Source organism: Saccharibacter sp. 17.LH.SD (assembly GCF_009834805.1).
Classification (GTDB): domain Bacteria; phylum Pseudomonadota; class Alphaproteobacteria; order Acetobacterales; family Acetobacteraceae; genus Saccharibacter.
Map to the genome: position 1 here is coordinate 165,279 of NZ_WVHO01000010.1, position 23,317 is coordinate 188,595.

Here is a 23,317-nt window from a genome sequence, read left to right on the forward strand (position 1 = left end):
AGAGCGCCCTTAAAAATCTTAGTCTTTAAAACGCTTCAATATGATGCTGGCGTTTGTGCCACCAAAGCCAAAGCTATTTGACAATGCAATATCAAAGCGACGCTGCTGTGCCTCATTTGCGACGCGATCAATCACACTCTCACGCTCTGGATTGTCGAGATTGAGCGTTGGAGGGACCACGCCATCACGAATAGCTTGCAAGCAGAAAATCGCTTCCACGGCACCAGCCGCACCTAACAAATGCCCAATGGCAGATTTGGTGGAAGACATGGCCAACTTACGCCCATCTTCACCAAAAAGCCGTTCTACAGCACCCAGCTCAAGATCATCTGCCATCGTGGACGTGCCATGAGCATTCACATAACCAATCTCGCTAGGCTCAACACGAGCATCCTTCAGCGCTGCCTTCATCGCCCGGAAGGCACCGTCATGCCCTTCTGCCGGCGCTGTAATATGATGTGCATCTCCTGAAAGACCATAGCCACCAATCTCGCCATAGATCTTCGCACCACGGCGCTTAGCGTGCTCATATTCCTCTAGCACAACAATCCCGGCACCTTCACCCATCACAAAACCGTCACGATCTTTGTCCCAAGGGCGCGATGCGTGTGTTGGCTCATCATTAAAGCTTGTCGATAAAGCACGCGCCGAGCAGAAGCCCGCAATCCCGAGCTTGCAAATGGCTGCTTCAGCCCCACCCGCGACCATCACATCAGCATCCCCATGTTGAATGAGACGTGACGCATCCCCAATCGCATGGATACCAGAGGCGCACGCCGTCACCACCGCATGATTCGGGCCTTTAAACCCGTAGCGAATGGAAAGATGACCTGATGTTAAATTAATCAACGCTGAAGGGATAAAGAATGGCGATAAGCGACGTGCCTTCCCACTCGAAACCGTTAGAGACGCATCATAGATCGTTTCTAAACCGCCAATACCTGAGCCAATCATAACCCCGGTCGCGCAACGATCTTCTTCGCTCTCAGGCTTCCAGCCCGAATCTTCTACAGCTTGAATAGCCGCTGCGAGGCCAAGATGGATAAAACGATCCATCTTCCGCTGATCCTTAGGGGATACCCAGTCAGAAAGCGTCAACCCACCTTCCGCCGTTGGTCCCTCTGGTACTTGCCCAGCCACCCGAGCTGGAAGATCAGACGGATCGAAGTGCGTAATCGGACCAATGCCCGACTGAGAAGCGATAAGACGTTTCCACGTTAGTTCAGCACCAACAGCAAGTGGGCTTACAACACCCATTCCCGTAACGACAACACGCTTCCTGCTCGTTCCTGCCCCACTCATTTAACGTCCTACCTCACACTTCTTACGCGTTTAAAGCGGAAACAGCTTAACTACTCTTTCCGCTTGTCTCTTCCGCACAAGAGACCGGCTTCCCCCAGCCTCTGCACAGGCCCTATCAAGGACTAAAAACTTAGGCAGCTTTCTGTTTGCTGATGTAATTAATAGCGTCAGAAACCGTTGCGATCTTCTCAGCGGTATCTTCTGGGATCTCAACAGAGAATGCTTCTTCAAACGCCATAACGAGCTCTACTGTGTCCAAGCTATCGGCACCGAGATCGTCAATAAAAGAAGCATTTGGCGTCACTTTGCTTTCATCAACACCAAGATGCTCGACGACAATCTTCTTTACCTTATCAGCGATATCTTCGTTGCTCATCTGCCTTCTATCCTTTTAACCCTTATGATCGGGCGATACTAAACAAAAACTTTACCAGCTTCCATAGCGAAAGATGGTGCTGCCGCGTATGGAAACGATCCCATTTAGGCAAAGCAGGCGCGCCTTAGCACGCTTTTCGCCTTTTGGCCAAGCATTTCTCACACCATCGCCATACCACCATTCACATGAAGGGTGGTTCCCGTCACCCATGCTGCTTCATCAGAGGCCAAATAAACCACCGCTGAGGCCACATCATCAGGGCGCCCCATACGTCCCAATGGAATCCCTCCTACAAGGCGCTCACGCGCGGCTTCTGGCAGGGCATCCGTCATAGGGGTTTCAATAAATCCAGGCGCCACAACGTTCACGGTTACGCCGCGTGATCCCACTTCCTGGGCAAGAGATTTACTCATCCCCACTAATCCTGCTTTAGCCGCTGCATAATTCGCTTGCCCAGGATTGCCAGTCGTTCCCACAATTGAAGAGATCGAAATAATCCGACCTGCACGACGCCGTAACATGCCCTTTAAAGCCGCACGTGCTAAACGAAAGGGGCCTTCCAAGTCCACTTTCATGACGTCAGCCCAATCGCTGTCTTTCATGCGGAGCGCTAAAGTATCGCGTGTCAACCCTGCATTATTGACCAAGATATCCAAGGTCTGGCCCGCAGCTTCTTCCGCACGGGTAATTAAGGAGTCGGCTTGCTCTGCGTCAGAAAGATTAGCTGTAACCAAATAGACACGGTCACTCCCCAAAGTCGCTGCCACATCCTTCAAAGCCGCTTCCCGTGTACCACTCAACACCACGGTGGCACCTTGTTGATGCAACTGACGAGCAATAGCCGCCCCAATACCACCTGACGCTCCTGTAACAAGAGCAAGCTTTCCAGAAAGAGAAAACATAGAAGCTTTTTCCTTATAATCCGCCGAGCATTTTTTCAATTTCAGCCGGGTTACCCGCATGATCAGCTGTTATATCTGGGACAATGCGACGGGCTAGCCCTGTCAGAACTTTCCCTGCACCAATCTCGTGCTGGCTGGTAACGCCATGTTGCGCAACATACTGCACTGTCTCACGCCACCGCACACGCCCTGTCACCTGCTGAACCAATAAAGCGCGGATCTCCTCCGGCTCATTCACCGGCTGCGCCGTCACGTTAGCAATGACAGGGATAGATGCCCGATGGAGTGTGGCTTCAGCAAGAGCACTCTGCATTTCTTCTGCAGCAGCCGTCATGAGAGACGAATGAAATGGCGCTGATACAGGGAGTTTTATAGCGCGCTTTACACCCTTCTCTTTCGCTAAGGCGATAGCACGATCAACCGCCGCACTCTGGCCCGACACAACAATCTGACCGCCCCCATTATCGTTCGCGACTTCAAGGATATCCCCTTCAGCAGCCTCCACGCACAAAGCTTCCGCAGCCTCTAATTCAATCCCCAACAGAGCGGCCATGCTCCCTTGCCCCTGTGGGACAGCACGTTGCATGGCTTGTCCCCGTAGCCGCAATAAGCGTGCCCCCTCTGTAAGGCTCAGGACACCAGCAGCAGCCAATGCCGCATATTCCCCTAATGAATGCCCCGCTACAAAACGTGCTTTATCTTTGAGAGCAAAGCCACCTTCCTTCTCCAGCGCACGCAGTGCGGCCATAGAAACGGCAAAAAGAGCGGGCTGCGTATTTTCAGTTGCGGTGAGTTCCTGGGCCTCTCCCTCAAACATGAGGCGCGATAGATGCATCTTTAATGCCTCATCGACTTCCTCAAAAACCGCACGTGCTACAGGAAAAGCCTTATAAAGCTCCAATCCCATACCAACAGACTGGCTTCCTTGCCCCGGAAAAACAAATGCGTGATGCGACATGTAATCCTCTGTCCTAATCTAAACCCACTCGCGCTTCATCCCTCACCTAAGACATGAAGCTTTCCTGTTGTTATGCCTATAAGGCCGCACCGTTAACGTGGCAGAAGACGCCCACGTTGCCATGCTTCAGCAGCAGCTTCAGGATCTTCTTCCTCAACACTCACCGCATAATCAAGAGCATTCATCACCCGATTACCCAGCATCATAATGGAGAGTTCATCAAGCAAATCTTCGTCAATTTCGGCTCTTAATCCATCACGGAGAACCATTTGCGCCGATAAAGACTGTTTCTCGAGCGCCTCTGTCTCTGGAAGAATAGCCAACTTATCCGTATGGAAAATAGCGTGCGGCTGCCATAGAGCGCAAAGCGGCTTTTCTCCCGATGATGCCGCCTGACCAACACGGGCAATCAGGGCACTCTCCCCAACGACCTCCAATGAGATTTTCTGCAAACTCGCCTGGGAGGCTTTATATTTTTCCGCCCAAGGACGCGCCTCTTCCGTTGTTAATATAATCGTTGTTTGTGCATGGTCCCAGCCTGCCGCCTGATCTTTCAACACAGCCAAGGTCGGTTGAGGTTGGTAGAGATCCCCAATCGCTTCTCGTTCATCAGAGATCAAAGCATGATCACGCGGCATCCACGCAGAAACCAGAATGTCAATTTCATGGTTCGCTAATGCCTCTTCACGTTCCTCTACACTCAGATCAACGTAAGAAACATCAAACCCATTTGCCTCGATCACACGAGCGACTGCGCTAGCACAGGCCGCATGTAATGCGGTGTAAAGGTGACCGATAGCCAACTGCGTCATGAAAAAAGCCCCGTAACCATAAAAGATGCTACGGGGATACAATACCATACTCCATGTTGTGAAGCCTTTCTTCCCATCCTGTGAGGAAGAAGAAAGGCGTCAACACGACCATCTACCAAATTTTAACGCGCTGATCAGGGCTTAGATACAACTTCTCACCGGGCTTTACATCAAATGCTTTATACCACGCGTCGATATTGTGCGCTGGCATATTCACACGTGTAATGGCAGGCGCGTGTTCGTTAGAAAGCATTTGGCGCCGGAGTGCGTCAGGGCGGTCTTTTTCACGCCACACTTGCGCCCACCCTAAGAAAACACGTTGATCTCCCGTAAAGCCATGAACCACACCCCCATCTTTCCCATGAAGGGAATTATGATAGGCCTGCAGTCCTAAATTTAGCCCACCCAAATCAGCAATATTTTCTCCCATGGTCATCGTCCCGTTCACATACAGATGAGGCAGAACTTCTTGTGCGCTATATTGCGCTCCTAGCCGTTTTGCTCTCTGTTCAAACGCCGCTGATGACGCTGCACTCCACCAATCGTGCAAACGACCATGCTCATCATAATGACGCCCTTGATCATCAAAGCCATGGCTCATTTCATGACCAATAACGCCACCAATGGCTCCATAATTAACGGCCATATCTCCTTTAGGGTCAAAGAAAGGAGGCTGTAATATCGCCGCGGGGAACACCACTTCATTCATGGTAGGATCGTTATACGCATTAACCGTCTGCGGGGTCATTCCCCACTCATCACGATCAACCGGTAAGTCGAGACGGGACAGTTGATGTTGCCAGTTAAATGCAGCCCCACGCAGCGCATTTCCGTATACATCACCCGGTTTGATCTCAAGCGTGCTATAATCCCACCATTTATTGGGATACCCCACCTGGAACGCAAAATTATTAAGTTTCACCAGAGCCGCTTGACGGGTTGCTGCATCCATCCATTCATTATGCTCTAACCGATCTTGGAAAGCGGCTTTCAGCTCATGAACAAGGCCTGTAATGCGCTCTTTCGCTTCAGGTGGGAAATAGCGTGCAACATAATCGCGCCCCAAAGCCCATCCCAGTGCACTATTCGTCGCGGAAATTGCGCGTTTCCACCGTGCTGGCTGCTCGGCCAGACCTGTCAGCGTCCGTCCATTAAAGTCAAAAGAGGCGTCTGAGAAATCATGCGATAAATAAGGGGCGGCATTGTCAGCAAGGTGGAACGCTAACCAGGCTTGTAACGTTGCCGTATCCGCATGGGCTAATACACGCCCCATAGCCGCAATAGCTCTCGGCTCCCGCACATCAATGAGACGATCTGCCAATCCTGCTTCGGGAATCCCGGCGGATTTTAACAGCGTATACCAATCCACATCCGGCGCTAAAGCCACAAGCTTCTTCACCGGCATCGGGTTGAAAAGCTTCAGAGGGTCACGGGTCTGATCACGCGGCGTCTCGACCTTTGCCAAAGACGTTTCAAGCGCCACCACATCCTGAGCTTTTTGCTTTGCATCCGACCAATGAACCAAGGTCAGCATTCGCTCAATATAATGCTGATAAGCCTCTTTCTTCGCGGCTAATTTAGGGTCGGTATAATAGCTAATATCAGGTAAGCCGAGCCCACCACTGACACCAATGCTCATCCCTTGATCAAGGACCAGCATATAATGTTCTGGATCTTGCTGATTTTGCTCAATCCCTAACGAGAACGTTCCAAACATAAAGGAACGAACCGATTGGCCAAAAATCTCTGCCAATGAAGTTTTATCATGAACCCGCTTGATCGCCTCCAAATCTTGGGCAAGCGGCGTCGCCCCTTTTTGGTCAACATCTTTCTGGTTCAAATAGCTGGCATAAAAAACACCAAGCTTCTGGCGCTCTCCCTGCTCAGTCGCACTCTGCGCACTAAGCTCTTCCAAAATATGTTTCTGACGCTCTTGTGACAGTTCGTAGAGCACCATGAAAGGACCATAACTCCGCATATCCCCGGGGATTTTGAGGTTTTTAAGATAACGCCCATTTGCAAATTCAAAAAAATTATCCCCTGCCTTTACCGCGGGATTCATTCCTTTTTGATCAAAACCCCACCCATTTTGGTAGGGCTGAACCGCCGGGGAAGACGATGCTGCTTCAGACGACGAAACAACCCCCGCCAGGCTTAACCCAATCGCCGCTAGGGCTGTTGTATGTTTCAATAAAGAACGTCGCGAGAAAAGACGCATAATATCCCCCCGGAGAAATGAACGATCATCACGCTAGCACTACAAATCAATGCTGGGAATATGTTACGATGCCGTTTTTAAATGACGTGCAAATGTTTTTTGACGCCATTTAATGAGATGATAGGCCGCATCTGAAATAAAGCGCTGCAATCGTGAATGGGGCGTCATCCCAGCCGTTTTCAAAACCATCGCCACCACACGCCCAAGATGCTTTCTCTGATAGAACCCTAAAGCACGTGACATATAAGCGGATATGCACCGCTTATGATCATAAGGCATATCAGCTGGCTCATTCGTGATATGATAGGCCGTTGCGAGCTCATCATCTTCACTTTCCAGCACACGGCTCAAGGCAATACGCAGGCGTGCCCAACGCCCCAATTTCTCGCGCTTAAGATAGCGGTGCATACAATCATAGAAGAGTTTAAAATGGCGGTATTCATCAGCCGCAATTTGTTTACAGACGGCTTTTAAAACGGGCTCATCTGTCGCATCAGCTAATGATGTATAAAAAGATGACGTACCCGTCTCGACCATACAACGCGCAATCATCTCCCCTGTGCGGGAACCACGAATAGACGCATCCACATCAACATCGATTCGATATGTGTCACGATACCGCTTAAAGGCCTCTTCATAATTCCAAGAAGGATCCGCCAGCATCGCCCACTTTCCTAGCGCATCCCCATGCTGCACTTCTTCCTCAGCCCAATTTTGGGCAGCATCAATAAAGCCTTGGTCTCCGGCAAACACATGAACGAGATATTCGGTGTAATCACGCGCATTTCGCTCCACAACAGAAGCCGATTTGATCAAAGACACAATGCTCGGATCAACCTTCGATGCATCAAAGGCATCCCAATCCATTTGCTCAATACGCCAATGTTTCATACATCCTCCATCACCCAATGCGTTCAAAATCACCTAAAGCTGATACAGCTCCACATTCTTTCTGATGACATGTTACGGTCATTTTGGGTAGGTGTGGGCATCAATAGGAGAACCTACCACCAATGACAGTGAAACATATGACATCATCTTCCCCCACCCAAGCGCTTCGCCATGACTGGACACGTGATGAAGTTGAGGCTTTGCTGGCTCTCCCCTTTCCTGAACTCATCTTCCGTGCCCAATTGGCACATCGTCAATATTTCGACCCAACAAAAGTACAAATCTCAACGCTTCTCTCAATCAAAACAGGCGGCTGCCCGGAAGATTGTGCCTATTGCCCTCAAAGTGCGCATCACGATCGCGATAAGGAGATTGAAAAACTTCTCCCACTCGAAAAAGTGATTGCTGACGCTAAAAGAGCCAAAGAAGCCGGTGCGGGTCGATTCTGCATGGGGGCTGCCTGGCGTGCGCCAAAAGATCGTGATCTCGACCCAGTATGTCGCATGGTTGAGGAAGTCAAAGCCCTCGGGCTTGAAACATGCTTAACGGTCGGCATGTTGACGCCTGATCAATCCAAACGTCTCAAAGACGCTGGATTAGACTATTACAACCACAATCTTGATACGTCAGAAGATTTTTACGGGAAAATCATCTCAACACGTACCTATCAAGACCGGCTCGATACATTAGCCAATGTGCGTGACGCAGGGATTAATGTCTGCTGTGGTGGGATTATCGGTATGGGAGAAGATGTTTCAGACCGTGCCAGCCTGCTCATGACGCTCGCCAACCTGCCAACACATCCTGAAAGCGTGCCCATCAACCTTCTTGTAAGAGTGGAAGGCACCCCGCTAGCTGATGAAGAAGCGGTAGACCCCGTTACCTTTGCCCGCGTGATCGCAACAGCTCGTATTATCATGCCCGCCAGCCATGTTCGGCTTGCAGCGGGACGTGAAAATATGTCTGAATCAGACCACGCTCTTTGTTTCTTAGCTGGCGCTAATTCCATTTTCTGGGGTGAACGCCTTCTTACAACCCCGAACCCCAAAGAAAACAGCGACCGCCAACTTCTTAACCTTCTCGGCATGACCCCGATGATGGAAAAAAGCGAAGCTCTCGCCGCTTCTTGAGCATCCCTTTCTCTATAATGGGAAAGTAACGCGTCAGGAGGGAAGCAAAGCCCTCCTACTCGTTAACGCGGCTATCATCAATTTGTCGCTGGATATGCTGAGCAGACATCATATCCCCCTGCTCAGTATAAGCCGTTTTTTGTAAGGCGAGCGCACGCCGCATGGCGTCATAATCATTAAATTCTTGACGCGCCTTCGAAAGGGATTGTGCCATCGTCACGGCCTGCCCCCATTGATGGTTCATCAAAAATTGATGCGTTTGTAATTCCATAAGGTTAGCCTGCACCGCAGCATGGTGATCACCTTCTAAATGAGAGATCGCCTCTTGCAGCACCGTCGCTTGATCCAAAGCAACAGCATCAAGCCCAATAAAAAAGTACGCTTGCTGGTGGCTTTCTTTATCTTTATCCGTCAGGACCTGTCGTGCCGCATAGAGCGAGCCAGACCATTGTCGTTGACGATATAACGCTGAGGCACGAATTAAATTTAAGTCCGCCTGCTCTGGCCAATGTCGATCATTCAATGCAGACGACACACGATCTAACGTCTTCAAACAATCTGCCAGATGGTTCTGCCGTAGCTGAGATGTTGCGAGATTATACCCTGAATCATGGATCGCCCGAGCATCATCAGCCGCTAAAGCGCGCTTGAAAGCCTCATTATATTTTCTCTCCGCCTGAGCCATATGCCCTAGATCAAAAACACTCCGCCCAACATCCATGGGGACTGAATAGCGATCATCCTGCCATCCTCGTGGCGAAGACGAACAACTCGCCAATAAAGGAAGACCCGCCAGAAGGATGAAAAAATAGGACTTCATGGGCGCACCTCTTTTGCTGGCAAGCGGCTCTGCGGCTTAGAATTGCCACTGCCACCCAAAATCCAGAGAGAACGCAACTGATCCGTCAATTTCCGGAGACTATCCGCCGTCGCTTCTGCTTCAATGAGCAAGTCAGGAATTTGCGCCGTTGATTGCGCGGCATCACGCATCATCTGATTCACTTGAGGCATAGATTTTTTGAACTGACTGGTCATGACATGCGCATCACCCACAGCGCCATGAGCCTCCTTCAATGTCGCCTCCAACTTCTTCTCCAGAGGCTGGATATTTTTGACCGCATCATTCAGGCTTACCAAGACCGCATTAATATGCTCGACCGTCTCAGGCTTACTCAACAACGCCCCGGCTGTTCCTTTCCCTGCCCTCAGATCAACAATAAGATCTTTCGCTTGCTGCGTAATCGCCTGAACATTGTCCATGGCGGGGATAAGGCGTGCCCGCAAATCGTTCAATGTCCGGACAATCATATCGGCAGGGTTAGCTTCGACATTTGTTTCAAGAACAGCATAGTTCCAATCTAATGGATGGCCTTGCCCGCGCGTTAATTCGATATAACTTGCCCCAGCCACAACGAAACGGCGCTTAATAGTTGCTGTACTGTCCATGCGGATATAACGCTCAAATTGAGGTTCAATCGTTCCCTCAGCATACATCTTGCCGGCTTCATTCATTTCGAGCTTGCGGATCTCCCCCGCATGAACGCCCATCACTTCAATATCATTATTAATGGCTAATCCAGCAACACCACTTTCTGGCAAGACAAAATGAATCCGTCCTGCAGGGGTCAACCATTGCCGCAAAAAGCCGGCCTCAATAATCGCCGCGACCAAAAGCACTAAAGCCGCTAAAACGAGTAAACCAACCCACTCATCAGCATAGCGATTACGAAAGAGCGGCTTCACCGTATCTGACTGGCGACGCAGGCTGAACATTACACACCCCTCATATCAATAAGGCCATCATCACCTAAACGAAATATTTGCATGCCATCCTGCCAATAGTCACGCCAAACACTGCGATCAGACGCCAACCACAATACAGCACAGCCTTTTTCTCTGGCTGCCGTCAACTCAGAAAGAAAAGCCTCATAAAGCTCCTTCGGGTCAAGTGCCACGGGATCTTCCAGTAATAATAAGTCCGGCCCCCCCAAAAAAGCTCTCACATATTCTGCACGTCGCCGATCTAATACAGAAAGTCGGCTTGGCACCTGTGTCGGTAATCCAGGCAGGCCGAAGCGTATGCCAAGTCTCACGGCTTCTGCAACAAGCTGTTTGGTTGGGGTCCGTGTATGATGCATACGTGGCCATAAAATGTTAATATGCGTGCCGTATAAATCGATAAGACTGTTCGTTGAAAAAAAGCGCCCAATCCTCCCCCGTAACGCCCACGCACGGCGTTCTTCCAGCTGCTGCCAATCCAGGCCGAGACACTTTACCTTTCCATCCCCAATGGGAAGAAGACCGACACACAAATCGGTAAATTGCGACCGCTGTGTCTCATCTCGACATTCAATAAAGACACATTCTCCTGGCCCTAAGGAGAGATTATATCGCGCCGCGGTCAAACCGCTTTCATCAAAAACAGGACGTGCTTCAATCAGCTCCAAAACAGGGCCAAATTGTTGGGAAATCGTTTTCTCAGCCATTAAATGCTCCCCAAAACAATATCCACAACGACATTAATAATCAGGATGGACAAAATACCTCTTGAAAAACCTCTCGGTATTAGCGTGGCCATATTATCGTCTGTTGTAATATCCATGCCGGATAAGCAACAGCACAACCCCACGACAAAACCACTACTGAGAAATTTAAGCGGAATACCAAAGTAATCTAGCGGATGAACACTGTTGACAACTTGAAACATGAAAGACCAGATCGAGACGGTTACAATACCTTTTACCCAACAGACAACGTACCCCATAGCTAGAGCAATCAGGCTAAAGAATGTCCCCAATGTAAATCCACCCAACATCATGGCAAGCGTTCGGGGCACGACAAACCCTAAAAACGGGTCAATACCTAAGCCGCTCAATGTCCGCATTTGCCCACGCATTGTAAGATCGCTCATCTCGGCCAACATCAGCATCCCTGCACGCCCCAGGAGAATAACACCAACAAGGACAGGGGCAATTTCACTGACGAGGACCGTTGAGAGAACGCTCCCGATCATTTGGTTCATACCCGCAAAACCAAGCCAAAAAACAGCCTGAGCAACGATACCAAACCCCGTAATAATCGCCACGACGATCACACTTAAAAGGCCCCCCCCCGCTACTTGGCGCAGGCTACGCCAAAATTCGTACCGAACAGGTCGACGCCATGTACTGGGGAGCATTCCCTCGTTAAAAACTCCCCAAGACGCCCCTATCATCAGCAGTAAAAAACGTAGATACGAGCGAACAATATGTCCCAAAAAAGCGACAAATCGGTGGATAATCGTAAAGCGGCTTGGAGTCTTCATCTGCGACCTGCCAATACGTAACTCCGTGTTACGCCACTCCCAGGGAGGTAAAAATCACCCCTTGGTCTAAAGAGGAAGTAACCACGCAAACCTTGATAAGCTTGTTCAGAAACCTGAATTTGCCCACCATCTGGGGTGCTTTGTGCAAGCAGCTCTGCAACACTCAACCCCTCACCCCACACATTAAACACATCAGGGTCCATCCCAAGATGGGCCGCTATAACAGGCCCAACATCCAGCCCAATACGGAATGTCAGTCGCGTCTTCACCCCTGTAAGAGCCGCAAGGCAAGCCTCTCGGATCGTGATGGCGGCATCCGCCAAACGTAGGGCATCACCTGTATTAAAGGTTTGACTGCAACTTCCAAGAATAACGACGCGATTTCCTGATGCTTGCACAGAGAATAACCCAGATTCTTGCGCAATTTTTTTTATTTTCCCGGAGAGATCAGCAACAAGCTTCAACATCTGCTTGGCTACTTCAGTATTTGATGTGTAAGCCTCTTCAAACTCCAAGACCATTAACGGTACGCGTGGGTATAATCCTGCCTCTGGAACAGCTTTTTTCCCGTCTTCTGGGTTCACCAAGAACCCTTTCAAGACACGTAATTTTTCTCCTCTTTGAGAGTTTGCCCCTGTATTTTCTTTGAGAAGGGACAGATCTTCAACACTCCCTTCCTCCTTTTGCTGCTGTGTAAAACGCACAGACAAGACCGCAGAGGCTAGAGCGACAAATCGGTCAATTCCTTCAAGATTCACCGGATCTTCAATCATCAAGGCCCCAACAGGGTGATGCTGCTCCATAATGGACCAAAAAAGCAGACGACGGCTTCCTAACGATTGCATAACCAGCCGATAGAAACCCTGGAAACGTTCATCAGCTTCAGCATCAGGAATGTCGAGAATATGGGTCTCTGACAGGCACTCAAACAAAGCAGGATAGGATGATTTATGCAGCTCAACACCCGCTGCATGAGCATCCCGTCCGGCATCGAACATATCTTCGCATAAAAGCCGCTCATTATCGGGCAAGAGTCGCCACAAACTCACGCGCCGACTTCCAGAACGCTCAACAAGCACTTCACTCAAAACAGGAATTTCTTGTTGTGGGTTCAAAAGCCCCGGCGTGTTCGCAACCTTCAACAAAAGAGTATTCTCATGATGCTGTTCATCACCAACAAATCGCAATGAACTCTGCAAACGACTGACGCGCCGCCCTTGATAGATCAGTCCAAAAGCCAAAAGAGACGCAAGCCCGACAATCAAAAGCGAGAAATAAATCGTTTGTTCTTGTATTTTTCTTGTAAAACTGACGAAGTCACTTTCCGGGGCATTGAGAAGCAAAACCCATGACTGCTTCGCCAAAGGCATCGCCGAGGCAATCGTGACGTAATCCTTACCACGAGCATGCACAACACCAGCGCCATCCCCGCGAATACGGAATATATTCAGTGCTCGTAAAAACACAGGCTGCGTGTCTGGGTTCAAATGCACATTGGCAGCATCGAAACCAGGCGTCTCCAATGCTGCCATATTATGGCCGGCAATAACACGGCCATCCAAATCTACAATAACCGCCTGACCGCTATGCCCAACCTGAAGGCTATTCACGAAATGTGTCAGCTGGTTCAATGAAATATTAATGGCGAAAACAAATTTTCGCCCACCCAAAGACGGGAAAGCAATAGATGCTGTAATAATAAATTGATGCGTTGACGAATGCGGATAAGGATCTGACCAATAAATACGTTCCTTACCAACAAGGTCTTCCCGATGAAGTGCGCCTGTATACCAAGGACGATCCCGCGGATCATATTTATCATCATTGGGGAACAACGCGCTATTAAGCGGTCGGCCATCGGGATCTGTTAGCGTGTAATGATAAATACTTTTCCCGCTTGCATCATTTTGCAACGATGTTTCTTCAAAATGCCCCTTCCGGCGGGACATCATCCAAAAACGTCCCGTATCATCAGCCAAATAAAAACTATCGACTTGCGAAAGATTTTTGAGAATAGCACGCCCAATGGACATAAAAGACGCCGCATCTTGCGCCGTATCGGCTTGATTGAGCACATTCCGCGCTATGGCCGATGTTGATGCCGCAGGCGACAGGTAATTACTAACTTCCTGTGTAATATAACGCTGCTGACTGCGCAGAAGGCTACGCGAGAGGACAATCGTCCCATCACGCATCGTGTGGTAGGTATATAATGTGACAAGCGCTATCGTCCCAATAACGAGGATAACCCCCAAAATAGGGCCAAAAAGCTGAAATAACTGCCACCGCTTACTCGACAAATCTGCTGCGGGGTTGACGATTTCGTCTGTCGGCAAGACCTTGAATCCCTTCCTAATCATCGCCTTCTAAGCAAGGCTATGATAACGCCTTCCTAAATCAAAGCGGACCATCCGCCCATTCCCACTTCACTCACTATTATGCGGGCTCTGATGAATCGCAACCATCTTTCACACCGTTCTGTGCTTTCCCTTACTGGAAATGACCGACAGGCCTTCCTGCAAGGGCTTCTAACCAACGATATTCTCTCTCTAACACCCGGAGAGTTACGCTGGACAGCCCTCTTGACTGTGCAAGGACGTATTCAATGTCTTTTTTTTGTATTCTGCACATCTGAGGCATTACTGCTCGACCTTCCATCTTCTCAAGCGGATACTCTTCACACACTCTTTAAACGGTTCCGCTTACGTGCAGATGTACAATTTTCCATGACGGACCTTCATGTTTTAACGGGGCCTCATCATCAAACTCCCCCAGAAAACTCCATTTGTTACGCATCAGACCCTCGCCACCCTCATATGGGCTGGCGCGCTATTATGCCTCCTCTCCCATCGGAAGATGACGGGAAAGGAGACCTTGCTTATCTGCAAAGACGTTTAACACTTGGCATTCCAGATATGATCGATTTCACGCCAGGTCAAAATCTCGCGCTCGAAGCTAATCTTGATTTTTGCCATGGTGTCTCATGGAATAAGGGATGCTATTTGGGACAAGAAGTTACGGCCCGTATGCATTATCGTAGCCAAGCGAAACGCCGCCTTCTCCCCGTTCTCCTCCCTGAAGAAGTCTCTTTTTCATCTGGAGAGAACGTTCAACTCAATGGTCACGATGTCGGGGAGTTGCGCACATATCACAAAGGTCACGGCCTCGCCATGCTGCACCATACCGCCTGGGCAGCTGAGAGCCTGTCTATTGCCCATCAGCCTGTGACCCTGTTATGGCCCGACTGGCTTCCAACCACGCTACGCCCCCCAACAGAAAGCTCGCCTTCATGACATGGAAAGCACCTGCTCCCCACATTATTGATCTCATTCTCAAGAAAACGCGCTTTGACGCACATGGCCTCATTGCAGCCATTGCTCAAGATGAAAATGGCCAGGTGCTCATGCTGGCCTGGATGAACCAAGAAGCCCTCACTGAGACCCTCAAAACAGGGCGCGTCTGTTACTATTCACGCAGTCGGCAAAAACTGTGGCGTAAAGGCGAGACCTCGGGGCAAGAACAACATCTTCTGCACGCTGATCTCGATTGTGATGCTGACGCTCTTTTATTGACCGTGCAACAAAAAGGCGTCGCCTGTCACACAGGACGACGCAGCTGTTTCTACCAACGTATTACGCCTGAAGGACCGACAGAGCGCATGGCACCAGAAGTGTCGCCAGAAACACTCTATCAATCCTAAAACCCTCAGCGCGGGAGCAAACCCTCAGCATGATGGCGGATATGGTCTGCAACAAAGGTTTGCACAAACCAATAGCCGTGATCATAACCTTTATGATGACGTAAGGTGAGCGTTTGCCCTGCCTGTTTTGCCGCTTCTTCGAGCAAATCAGGACGCAATTCCTTGATCAAATCATCATTCAGCCCCTGATCCACGAGAATAGGCCCTACATGCCGGTGACCCGACTTGAGCAATAATGTTGGGTCATAAGAGTTCCACTGGCTCTTATCCCCACCAAAATAAGCCGCCGTTACCTTTTTCCCCCATTCCACCTGAGACGGAGCGGAAATGGGTGCAAAAGCCGACACTGTCTTCCACTTCTCAGGATGACGCAGCGCTAAACTCAGCGCGCCGATCCCGCCCATGGAATGACCTGCAATGCCACAGCGATCTGCATCAAATGGAAAAAGTGATTCCATCAATTCAGGCAGTTCACGCTCAACATAGGACGCCATGCGATAATGCTTACGCCAAGGGTCTGACGTGGCATCAACATAATATCCAGCCCCCGTGCCGAGATCGACGGCGTCATCCTCACCTGCAACATTCGCTCCACGGGGTGAGGTATCTGGCGTGACCAGAGCAATACCATGCTCAGCGGCGTAACGAACCGCATTGGCCTTAATCAGAAAATTTTCATAGGTCGAGGTCATTCCAGCTAAAACATAGAGCACTGGAACAAGCTCGCCTTCCAACGCCTGACGCGGGAGAAAAACCCCAAGCTTGGCCTCCAGGCCAAGCTCCCGCGATGGATGGGAGAGGAAACGCACCTCTCCCCCGCAACAAGCATGACGCTCCATCACGGTGATTGATTTTGAATCCATCATCAATACTCCACGACAGTGCGAATTCCCACGCCCTGCCCCATCATATCAAAGCCTTTATTGATATCATCAAGTTTGATCTTGTTAGTAATCAAATCATTGATATTAATCCGGCCTTCCATATACCAATCAACAATCTTTGGAACATCAGTACGCCCACGTGCCCCACCAAAGGCGGAACCAATCCAGCGGCGTCCTGTTACAAGTTGGAAAGGCCGTGTGCTAATTTCTTCACCGGCACCTGCAACACCAATGACACAAGAAACACCCCAACCACGATGCGCACTTTCCAGGGCCTGACGCATCAATTTGACGTTTCCAACACACTCAAAGGTATAATCAGCACCACCGCCCGTCATTTCAATAATATGACCGACGACATCGCCATCACCACCTAATGCGGCTGGATTCACAAAATCTGTCATCCCAAATTTACGCGCAATCGCTTCGCGCTCGGGATTAATATCAATACCAATAATGCGATGTGCCCCGGCCATCTTAGCGCCTTGGATCACATTCAAGCCGATTCCACCCAGGCCAAACACAGCAACCGTGGAGCCAACTTCAACCTTCGCCGTAAAGAGAACCGCGCCAACACCTGTCGTCACACCGCAACCAATGTAGCAGACCTTATCGAAAGGAGCGTCTGGGCGAATTTTCGCAAGAGCAATTTCCGGCATCACCGTAAAATTCGCGAAGGTGGAACAGCCCATATAATGGTGGACAGGCTGTCCTTTATAAGAGAAACGTGACGTCCCATCCGGCATGAGACCTCGCCCTTGGGTAGAACGAATAGACGTACACAGATTGGTCTTGCGTGAGAGGCAAGATGGGCATTCGCGGCATTCTGGCGTGTAAAGCGGGATAACATGATCGCCTGGCTTCAAATGTTTTACGCCAGAGCCCACTTCCCTCACAATTCCAGCGCCTTCATGGCCTAAAATAGACGGAAACAATCCTTCGGGATCTTTCCCCGAAAGAGTATATTTATCTGTATGGCAAAGCCCTGTTGCTTTGATTTCAACCAGAACTTCCCCTTCACGTGGGCCTTCTAATTGAACCGTATCAACAACAAGCGGTTTTCCTGCTTCTAACGCAATGGCAGCACGTACATCCATCGTAAAATTCCTTCTCCATATTTCTGCCTCCAAGATGGGCCATCTCTGCCTAGGTCTTCAAGACCTCATATCGTGTTTTCCGATTTTCTTCAGGAGCATGTCCCGTGATCGTCAAACGGCACTACGGCTTAATAACGCTTATTAGGGAAACACTCCCGCCATTAACGATTCTTGCTTTGTGGGATCTCGTTGTGGTGGTTCTGTTCCAAGTCTTCCATCAAGAATGGATGGAACAGCCAGCGCTTCCCATCTCTCTCATGGGGTCAGCACTGGCCATTTTCCAAGGAATTCGCAACAACGCAGCCTATGCACGTTGGTGGGAAGGACGTACCCTTTGGGGAGCTATCACCAATAATTGCCGCTCCTTTGGGCGACAAGCCGCTTCCCTGCTCAATCAACGCCCTGAGCTTGCGCGTGCTATGGCCGCCTATCCCTATTTCTTGCGGGCATCACTCAGTAATACGCCACCAGATCCAGGTGTAAAAAATCTCCTGAGCGAAGACATCTATCAACGTGTCACGCAATGCACAAATATGCCGAATGCCCTTCTTTACGAGATTGGCCTTAGCGTAAAGAACAGCGTTCAAGCGGACCATATTGATGGTGCTGTTCACGGCACTATTGACCGAATCTTATCTGACCTTGCCAACGCGCAAGGGGGGTTAGAGCGCATCAAAAATACGCCGCTTCCCATTCAATATTCTATTCTCCCCAATATTGTGACGCATCTTTTCTGTATTGTCCTGCCTCTTTCTGCTGTTCAAACACTTGGATGGATCACACCCTTAGGTTCCAGCATTATCGGGCTTCTCTTCCAAATGCTTGACCGCAGTGGCCGTGACTTGCAGGAACCTTTTTCCAACACAGCGCACGCCCTCCCCATGCTCACCATGGCGCGCACGATTGAAAGAGACCTGCTTCAACCACTTGGAATGCCCTTCCAGCCACTCCCGACCCCAGAGAGAGGGCGTCTGCCTTGACAGCTTAACGAAATCTCAAGACAAACTGACAATTTTCTGATACTATGCCCCTTATGAACAATAGCTTCAGAATGCCACACAAGGGCGGTGTAACGGACGAGATGGCCCGTGTCGCCGCTAAAAACACTGCTCGTCAGAAAGACCCTGAGCAAGAGAAAAATCCTTTCCGTGAAGGGGACGCGATCGTCTATGCGGCTCACGGCGTTGGACGCGTTGACCGTATTGGCGAAGAGGAAGTCGCGGATACCAAGATTGAGATGATCCAAATCTCTTTCCCTGGGAATCAGATGACATTGCGTATCCCGATGGCAAAGGCACGCAAATCTGGCTTGCGTAAGATTGCTACACGCGAGATCGTGGATAAAGCCATGGCTGTCATTAAAGGCAAACCTCATGTGAGCCGTGGCATGTGGGCCCGACGCGCTGTCGCCTATCAAGAGAAAATCAACTCTGGTGATCTTATCCAGATCGCTGAAGTTTTGCGTGATCTACGCCGTAATGTTGATAGTTTGGACGGCAGTTTCTCTGAGCGTAAATTATTCGAAGCCGCTCAAGAACGTTTCGTTGCAGAGCTCGCTGTTCTTGAAAATAAAGACCCTGCGACCGTTCTCGAAAATCTGACAGAGACAATGAAGAACGCTTAACCTGCCCTTCTTTTGCCTTTATCGTCTGCACAATCGTAGCCCTCTCTCTCCTCTGCATCGCACTTCACAGGGAGAGGGCCGATTTTATTTCTCTTCCTTTTCCTTTACGCAACAGGAATAATGACGATGACGGCACCCTCACGATCCCGTTTTAAAGGGCAAAAGGTTCTCATTACTGGTGCATCACAAGGTATTGGTGAAGCAACAGCTCTCTATTTCGCTCAAGAAGGCGCACGCGTTGCCCTTAATGGCCGTAAAGAAGACAAACTCATTGCGGTAAGGGATAAACTTCCCAAAGTTCCTGAAGGTGAACACGTTATCGCAACTGGCGATATTTCCAAAGAAAGTGATATTGAAGCCCTTTTTGCAAAAGCCATTGGTGAATTGGGTGGCCTAGATGTACTTGTGTGCAATGCAGGTTATCAGATCCCTTCTCCTTCTGAAGATATCAAACTCGCTGACTTTGAGGGCGTTCTGGCCGTTAATGTTAACGGTGTTATGCTTTCATGCCGTGCCGCCTTGCGCCATTGGCTGAAGGACAATCACCATGGCCGCATCGTGGTCAACTCATCCGTCCATCAGCTTATCCCCAAGCCCAGCTATCTTGGCTATTCAGCGTCTAAGGGCGCAGTGGGCAATATCGTCCGGACATTGGCTCTCGAATATGCAAGCCGTGGTATTCGTGTTAATGCCGTTGCACCAGGTGCAATCGTAACGCCTATTAATGATTCCTGGGTGAAAGACCCTGAACAATATAAAGCTGTCGCCAGCCATATTCCCATGAAGCGCCCTGGCAATAGTGAAGAAATTGCCGCCAGCATTGCCTTCCTTGCTGCGGATGAAAGCAATTATATCACGGGGCAGACACTTTATGTTGATGGTGGGCTCACCCTTTATGGTGATTTTGAGAAAAATTGGTCATCATAACAACCAGCATCACGCCATCCCTAATACCTTAGGGTAAAGCAGAAAGGACCTTAAAAGGTCGGTATGATAACGCCATTTATCTCTGGACAAAATGAACAAGAAAATCTTGTTCTGCATTATCTAAGACAGCGTTCTCCTACCGAGGCCCAGCTCCTTGTAGAGCGTCTTCCACAAGGCACGGGCCGCGCCTTTCTAGAAGGATGGCTCCTTTTCTTGAAAGGAGAAAGCTGGCGAGCTGCTGACTTCCTCATGCCTCTCGCTTCCCTTTCTCCTATTCACCCATTCTCTCTTCTGCAAAAAGAATTAGAAGATGATGAGGATGAACATCGTTTTCTCTCCCTTGTGCAGGCCGGTGAAGCCTATACACCCAATTCACCTTACCTCGCTGAATTAAGCGCCTCATCTCACCTCCAATTAGGTCAGCTTACGAAGGCCGAACGCGCCGTGCGTGATTCCCTCCGTTATCACCCACATCATCATGGTTTAGAAAACACGCTTGCCACTATTTTCTACCATTATGGTGCTTTTGGAGAGTGCCTCACCCTCCTTCGGAAGCTTTGTGATGCCAATCCAGGACGCTGGGAACCAATCAGTAATCTCGCCTGTGTGCTCAACCATCTCGGCGCCATGGAAGAGGCGATTGACCTCTACCGCCGTGGCATTGCAAAAGCCCCTAACGCTGCGCAAATGCGCCTTAATCATTCGATTGCTCTTTTAAAGGCTGGACGTTTTGCTCAAGGATGGAACGAGCATGAATGGCGCCTCAAACTTCCTGGGCACACCTCCCTTCCGCAAGAAAGGATCTTACCGAGTTTAACGCCAACCACTCGCCTTCAAGGGCTACGCATTCTTGTAACCCAAGAAGAAGGGCTTGGTGATACGCTGATGTATCTGCGCTATGTGCCTTGGTTGGCCCGATATGGTGCCCATGTCCATGTATGGGGGACGCGGGCACTCGCAAATTTAACGCAAAATGTTGAAGGTGTCCGTGTTGTGCAAGTCGGCGGCGCACGGCCTGACTATGACTATCACTGCCCCTTTATCAGCCTACCGCGCGTTTTTAATGGCCTTGCAGAATCGTTTATGGGGGTCCCTACCCCTTATCTCCGTGTTTCTCCAGAAAAAACAGCGTATTGGAAAGAACGCCTCAACACATCTGGCTCACAACGTCTTCGCGTTGGTGTGGCATGGGCCGGAGGCCGCCATCGGAATGATCGCCTTTCCCGTTTGGTCGATAGGCAGCGTTCTATGGCCCTCACGGCATTAAAACCGTTACGTGATCTCACACAAGTTGATTTTTATAATCTCCAAAAAGGAGAAGCTGCTGCACAGCTGGCACACTCCCCGTTCCCCATGATTGACCTCATGCCGGAATGTCAGGACATGGAGGACACAGCAGCCCTCATACAATCATTAGACCTTGTCATTTCAGTTGATACATCCATTGTCCACCTTTCAGGCGGCCTCGGAAAAGACACCATTCTGATGGATCGTTTCTGCAATTGCTGGCGCTGGGGGTACAACACAAACTCAAGCCCTTGGTACCCCTCCTTACAGATTATCCGCCAAGAGCAATTTAACGATTGGACCACCGTCACACGACAAGTTCGCAATGAAATTGAAAAACGCTCCCTCATTAAAACTCAAAATTAACAGCGTTATTTTTGTAAAGAAATATGATTATATCAGATAAATAATCACTCTATTGTGGATCGCGATACTTCCTATCATCCTCGAAATAATCAAGAGGTATCGACAGAATCATATGCTCTGAGTCGGCAGAATTTTTCTTACGTTCCTCATGACCGATCGCAAATGACACATAGAACAAAGCCGATCGAACGATCTTCATTAATCGGATCGTCTTCGATTCTAGTTCATCACTTCCAATGTTCATCCCAAAATACCTGCTGCTATCCGGTTCATCCATGAACGGTTTAGCCCAACCCTCATATACACGCAGATAAGTATGCTCCAGTGCGTTGCGAATTGCATGAAGTTCACGCGCATCAAAAGCGGTTGTCTGTTTAAGCTGATCGTCAAATAATTCCTTCGACAGCCAGTAAAGTCCCCGTAAAGGCCAATTATCTGATTCCTCGAATTGCGGAAGTAATCTCTGCTTCCTCTCAACCATCCAGACATTCTTAAAACTAATACGCTCAGGCACTTTTCCTAACTTCCAATAACGATCAATCAAAAAAGCGATCTTATCGAGCAAAGAATAAGCAATCCGAAAAGCTGTCCGCATTCTCTCACTCGCGAGTGAATAAAGTGGGTAATCGAGCGTATTTGTGAGCGTAACATCACGATCTGAAAAATGAACCTGAGTGCTGCTCATTCCTTCAAACAACATATACCGTGCAGAAACATATTCCTGCTTCATCTGGCTGAAAAAACCTATAATCGAGGGCGGAGTAGAACCTCTCGATTGCTCGCCTAAATGACCGCACCATCAATTGGTGAACGGTCATCTCCCTGCTCTCAACATCCATGCATATTCAATGTGAAGATAGCGCTCTCACTCTTTACGTTACTTTTCAAATGCACCAGCAATGCGAAGCTGCACCTCGTCTCCTATGTAAGGGACAAACATTTTTACACCAAAGTCACTCCGCTGGATCGTGCCGCTCGCTTCGAAGCCGACCGTGTATTTTTTGTCAAACATATTAATGCCTGAACTAATGAAATGCACTTTCAGCATTTCTGGGCGCGTCACACCATGTAATGTCAAATTCCCATACAGCACGGCATGGCTTGGATCTGTTTGTATAATGGAGGTCGATTGAAATGTGGCATTGGGATATTTCGCAACATTAAACCATGGAGCTTCCTTCAATTCATCATTCAAAGAAGAATTGGTCGTCTGAATATCCCCCATAGGAATAGTTACCGATACACTCGATTGTTTAGGATCTTGCGCATTAAGCGTCAGGTGGCCCGTAATATTGGGTAAGATCCCCGTATAGGTCGTAAAGCCAAAATGACTGAGTGAGAACACAATCTGTGTGTGACCTGACTCAACAGAATATTCACCCGACTGCACTTGAGAAGTACGTGTATCCACTTGAGCTTGTGCAGGATGCGATAACGCACACGCTACAATCCCTAAAGCAATAGCGTAAGATACTCTTTTCATACAGCGCTCCCCAAAATCATCGTCATAGGCAGGTAATTGTACCATGCAAAATAGCA

The 23,317-nt window shown here is 49.3% G+C and carries 22 protein-coding genes and 1 pseudogene; 7 read left to right on the top strand and 16 right to left on the bottom strand.

Annotated features, from left to right (window positions below):
* Positions 1–18: 18 nt before the first annotated feature.
* From fabF to GS501_RS05410, 7 genes are all read right to left on the bottom strand, one after another.
* The gene (fabF, locus tag GS501_RS05380) at positions 19–1,302 is read right to left on the bottom strand and encodes a beta-ketoacyl-ACP synthase II (RefSeq protein WP_160830851.1); all 1,284 of its coding nucleotides are present in this window, start codon (positions 1,300–1,302) and stop codon (positions 19–21) included.
* Positions 1,303–1,432: 130 nt separating this feature from the next.
* Positions 1,433–1,678, bottom strand: coding sequence for an acyl carrier protein (locus tag GS501_RS05385; RefSeq protein WP_160830852.1), 246 nt, complete (start codon positions 1,676–1,678; stop codon positions 1,433–1,435).
* A 158-nt stretch (positions 1,679–1,836) separates the two neighbouring features.
* Positions 1,837–2,580, bottom strand: coding sequence for a 3-oxoacyl-[acyl-carrier-protein] reductase (fabG, locus tag GS501_RS05390; RefSeq protein WP_160830853.1), 744 nt, complete (start codon positions 2,578–2,580; stop codon positions 1,837–1,839).
* Positions 2,581–2,593: 13 nt separating this feature from the next.
* Complete coding sequence (fabD, locus tag GS501_RS05395; protein ID WP_160830854.1) at positions 2,594–3,538, bottom strand: ACP S-malonyltransferase; 945 nt, start codon at positions 3,536–3,538, stop codon at positions 2,594–2,596.
* A 92-nt stretch (positions 3,539–3,630) separates the two neighbouring features.
* Entirely contained in the window at positions 3,631–4,350 is a 720-nt protein-coding gene (locus tag GS501_RS05400) for a glycine betaine ABC transporter substrate-binding protein (protein WP_160830855.1), read from the bottom strand.
* 112 nt (positions 4,351–4,462) lie between these two features.
* Positions 4,463–6,568 carry a M13 family metallopeptidase gene (locus GS501_RS05405; protein ID WP_160830856.1) on the bottom strand — a complete coding sequence of 702 codons (2,106 nt, stop codon included), beginning with the start codon at positions 6,566–6,568 and terminating at the stop codon, positions 4,463–4,465.
* Positions 6,569–6,631: 63 nt separating this feature from the next.
* A complete protein-coding gene (locus tag GS501_RS05410; RefSeq protein ID WP_160830857.1) occupies positions 6,632–7,459 on the bottom strand; it encodes an acyl-ACP desaturase in 828 nt (275 codons plus the stop codon).
* Positions 7,460–7,581: 122 nt separating this feature from the next.
* Here GS501_RS05410 and bioB point away from each other — a divergent pair, with 122 nt between their 5' ends.
* Positions 7,582–8,589 carry a biotin synthase BioB gene (bioB, locus tag GS501_RS05415; protein WP_370517942.1) on the top strand — a complete coding sequence of 336 codons (1,008 nt, stop codon included), beginning with the start codon at positions 7,582–7,584 and terminating at the stop codon, positions 8,587–8,589.
* Between the two features lie 55 nt (positions 8,590–8,644).
* Here the strand turns inward: bioB and GS501_RS05420 are convergent, their stop codons facing one another.
* Genes GS501_RS05420 through GS501_RS05440 form a run of 5 tightly spaced genes read right to left on the bottom strand, consistent with a single transcriptional unit; the run spans position 8,645 to position 14,229 of the window.
* On the bottom strand, positions 8,645–9,409 hold the full coding sequence (locus tag GS501_RS05420; RefSeq protein WP_160830858.1) for a hypothetical protein: 765 nt from the start codon (positions 9,407–9,409) through the stop codon (positions 8,645–8,647).
* Complete coding sequence (locus tag GS501_RS05425; protein ID WP_160830859.1) at positions 9,406–10,362, bottom strand: MlaD family protein; 957 nt, start codon at positions 10,360–10,362, stop codon at positions 9,406–9,408. Before GS501_RS05425 ends, GS501_RS05420 begins: the two co-directional genes overlap by 4 nt.
* Positions 10,362–11,075 carry an ABC transporter ATP-binding protein gene (locus tag GS501_RS05430; protein ID WP_160830860.1) on the bottom strand — a complete coding sequence of 238 codons (714 nt, stop codon included), beginning with the start codon at positions 11,073–11,075 and terminating at the stop codon, positions 10,362–10,364. Before GS501_RS05430 ends, GS501_RS05425 begins: the two co-directional genes overlap by 1 nt.
* Entirely contained in the window at positions 11,075–11,893 is an 819-nt protein-coding gene (locus GS501_RS05435; protein ID WP_160830861.1) for an ABC transporter permease, read from the bottom strand. Before GS501_RS05435 ends, GS501_RS05430 begins: the two co-directional genes overlap by 1 nt.
* Entirely contained in the window at positions 11,890–14,229 is a 2,340-nt protein-coding gene (locus GS501_RS05440) for a cache domain-containing protein (RefSeq protein WP_160830862.1), read from the bottom strand. The genes GS501_RS05435 and GS501_RS05440 overlap by 4 nt, the downstream gene beginning before the upstream one ends.
* Positions 14,230–14,343: 114 nt before the next feature.
* Between GS501_RS05440 and GS501_RS05445 the strand changes: the two genes are divergently transcribed.
* Entirely contained in the window at positions 14,344–15,186 is an 843-nt protein-coding gene (locus GS501_RS05445) for a folate-binding protein YgfZ (protein ID WP_160830863.1), read from the top strand.
* Complete coding sequence (hisI, locus tag GS501_RS05450) at positions 15,183–15,593, top strand: phosphoribosyl-AMP cyclohydrolase (RefSeq protein ID WP_160830864.1); 411 nt, start codon at positions 15,183–15,185, stop codon at positions 15,591–15,593. The genes GS501_RS05445 and hisI overlap by 4 nt, the downstream gene beginning before the upstream one ends.
* Before the next feature lie 5 nt (positions 15,594–15,598).
* On the opposite strand, the gene fghA is transcribed toward hisI, so the two are convergent.
* Both fghA and GS501_RS05460 read right to left on the bottom strand, forming a co-directional pair.
* The gene (gene fghA, locus GS501_RS05455) at positions 15,599–16,459 is read right to left on the bottom strand and encodes an S-formylglutathione hydrolase (RefSeq protein WP_370517943.1); all 861 of its coding nucleotides are present in this window, start codon (positions 16,457–16,459) and stop codon (positions 15,599–15,601) included.
* Positions 16,459–17,574: an S-(hydroxymethyl)glutathione dehydrogenase/class III alcohol dehydrogenase gene (locus GS501_RS05460; protein ID WP_160830865.1), complete on the bottom strand. Its 1,116-nt coding sequence runs from the start codon at positions 17,572–17,574 to the stop codon at positions 16,459–16,461. The genes fghA and GS501_RS05460 overlap by 1 nt, the downstream gene beginning before the upstream one ends.
* 104 nt (positions 17,575–17,678) lie before the next feature.
* Between GS501_RS05460 and GS501_RS05465 the strand changes: the two genes are divergently transcribed.
* The 4 genes from GS501_RS05465 to GS501_RS05480 all read left to right on the top strand — a co-directional run bounded on the left by GS501_RS05465 (position 17,679) and on the right by GS501_RS05480 (position 21,778).
* Positions 17,679–18,554 carry a bestrophin family ion channel gene (locus tag GS501_RS05465; protein WP_160830866.1) on the top strand — a complete coding sequence of 292 codons (876 nt, stop codon included), beginning with the start codon at positions 17,679–17,681 and terminating at the stop codon, positions 18,552–18,554.
* Between the two features lie 53 nt (positions 18,555–18,607).
* Positions 18,608–19,198, top strand: a complete 591-nt coding sequence (locus tag GS501_RS05470) for a CarD family transcriptional regulator (protein ID WP_160830867.1) — start codon at positions 18,608–18,610, stop codon at positions 19,196–19,198.
* 126 nt (positions 19,199–19,324) lie between these two features.
* Positions 19,325–20,125 carry a glucose 1-dehydrogenase gene (locus tag GS501_RS05475; RefSeq protein ID WP_160830868.1) on the top strand — a complete coding sequence of 267 codons (801 nt, stop codon included), beginning with the start codon at positions 19,325–19,327 and terminating at the stop codon, positions 20,123–20,125.
* Positions 20,126–20,188: 63 nt separating this feature from the next.
* A complete protein-coding gene (locus GS501_RS05480) occupies positions 20,189–21,778 on the top strand; it encodes a peptide transporter (protein WP_160830869.1) in 1,590 nt (529 codons plus the stop codon).
* Positions 21,779–21,827: 49 nt separating this feature from the next.
* Here GS501_RS05480 and GS501_RS05485 read toward each other — a convergent pair.
* Positions 21,828–22,535 (bottom strand): annotated as a pseudogene (locus GS501_RS05485) (LA2681 family HEPN domain-containing protein); the annotation flags it as partial.
* Between the two features lie 120 nt (positions 22,536–22,655).
* The gene (locus tag GS501_RS05490; RefSeq protein ID WP_237442438.1) at positions 22,656–23,306 is read right to left on the bottom strand and encodes a YceI family protein; all 651 of its coding nucleotides are present in this window, start codon (positions 23,304–23,306) and stop codon (positions 22,656–22,658) included.
* Positions 23,307–23,317: the final 11 nt, after the last annotated feature.

Coding starts and splice junctions, on each gene's coding strand:
- fabF (WP_160830851.1), bottom strand. CDS start 1,302: ATGAGTGGGGCAGGAACGAGCAGGAAGCGTGTTGTCGTTACGGGAATG.
- GS501_RS05385 (WP_160830852.1), bottom strand. CDS start 1,678: ATGAGCAACGAAGATATCGCTGATAAGGTAAAGAAGATTGTCGTCGAG.
- fabG (WP_160830853.1), bottom strand. CDS start 2,580: ATGTTTTCTCTTTCTGGAAAGCTTGCTCTTGTTACAGGAGCGTCAGGT.
- fabD (WP_160830854.1), bottom strand. CDS start 3,538: ATGTCGCATCACGCATTTGTTTTTCCGGGGCAAGGAAGCCAGTCTGTT.
- GS501_RS05400 (WP_160830855.1), bottom strand. CDS start 4,350: ATGACGCAGTTGGCTATCGGTCACCTTTACACCGCATTACATGCGGCC.
- GS501_RS05405 (WP_160830856.1), bottom strand. CDS start 6,568: ATGCGTCTTTTCTCGCGACGTTCTTTATTGAAACATACAACAGCCCTA.
- GS501_RS05410 (WP_160830857.1), bottom strand. CDS start 7,459: ATGAAACATTGGCGTATTGAGCAAATGGATTGGGATGCCTTTGATGCA.
- bioB (WP_370517942.1), top strand. CDS start 7,582: ATGACAGTGAAACATATGACATCATCTTCCCCCACCCAAGCGCTTCGC.
- GS501_RS05420 (WP_160830858.1), bottom strand. CDS start 9,409: ATGAAGTCCTATTTTTTCATCCTTCTGGCGGGTCTTCCTTTATTGGCG.
- GS501_RS05425 (WP_160830859.1), bottom strand. CDS start 10,362: ATGTTCAGCCTGCGTCGCCAGTCAGATACGGTGAAGCCGCTCTTTCGT.
- GS501_RS05430 (WP_160830860.1), bottom strand. CDS start 11,075: ATGGCTGAGAAAACGATTTCCCAACAATTTGGCCCTGTTTTGGAGCTG.
- GS501_RS05435 (WP_160830861.1), bottom strand. CDS start 11,893: ATGAAGACTCCAAGCCGCTTTACGATTATCCACCGATTTGTCGCTTTT.
- GS501_RS05445 (WP_160830863.1), top strand. CDS start 14,344: ATGAATCGCAACCATCTTTCACACCGTTCTGTGCTTTCCCTTACTGGA.
- hisI (WP_160830864.1), top strand. CDS start 15,183: ATGACATGGAAAGCACCTGCTCCCCACATTATTGATCTCATTCTCAAG.
- fghA (WP_370517943.1), bottom strand. CDS start 16,459: ATGATGGATTCAAAATCAATCACCGTGATGGAGCGTCATGCTTGTTGC.
- GS501_RS05460 (WP_160830865.1), bottom strand. CDS start 17,574: ATGGATGTACGTGCTGCCATTGCGTTAGAAGCAGGAAAACCGCTTGTT.
- GS501_RS05470 (WP_160830867.1), top strand. CDS start 18,608: ATGAACAATAGCTTCAGAATGCCACACAAGGGCGGTGTAACGGACGAG.
- GS501_RS05475 (WP_160830868.1), top strand. CDS start 19,325: ATGACGGCACCCTCACGATCCCGTTTTAAAGGGCAAAAGGTTCTCATT.
- GS501_RS05480 (WP_160830869.1), top strand. CDS start 20,189: ATGATAACGCCATTTATCTCTGGACAAAATGAACAAGAAAATCTTGTT.
- GS501_RS05490 (WP_237442438.1), bottom strand. CDS start 23,306: ATGGTACAATTACCTGCCTATGACGATGATTTTGGGGAGCGCTGTATG.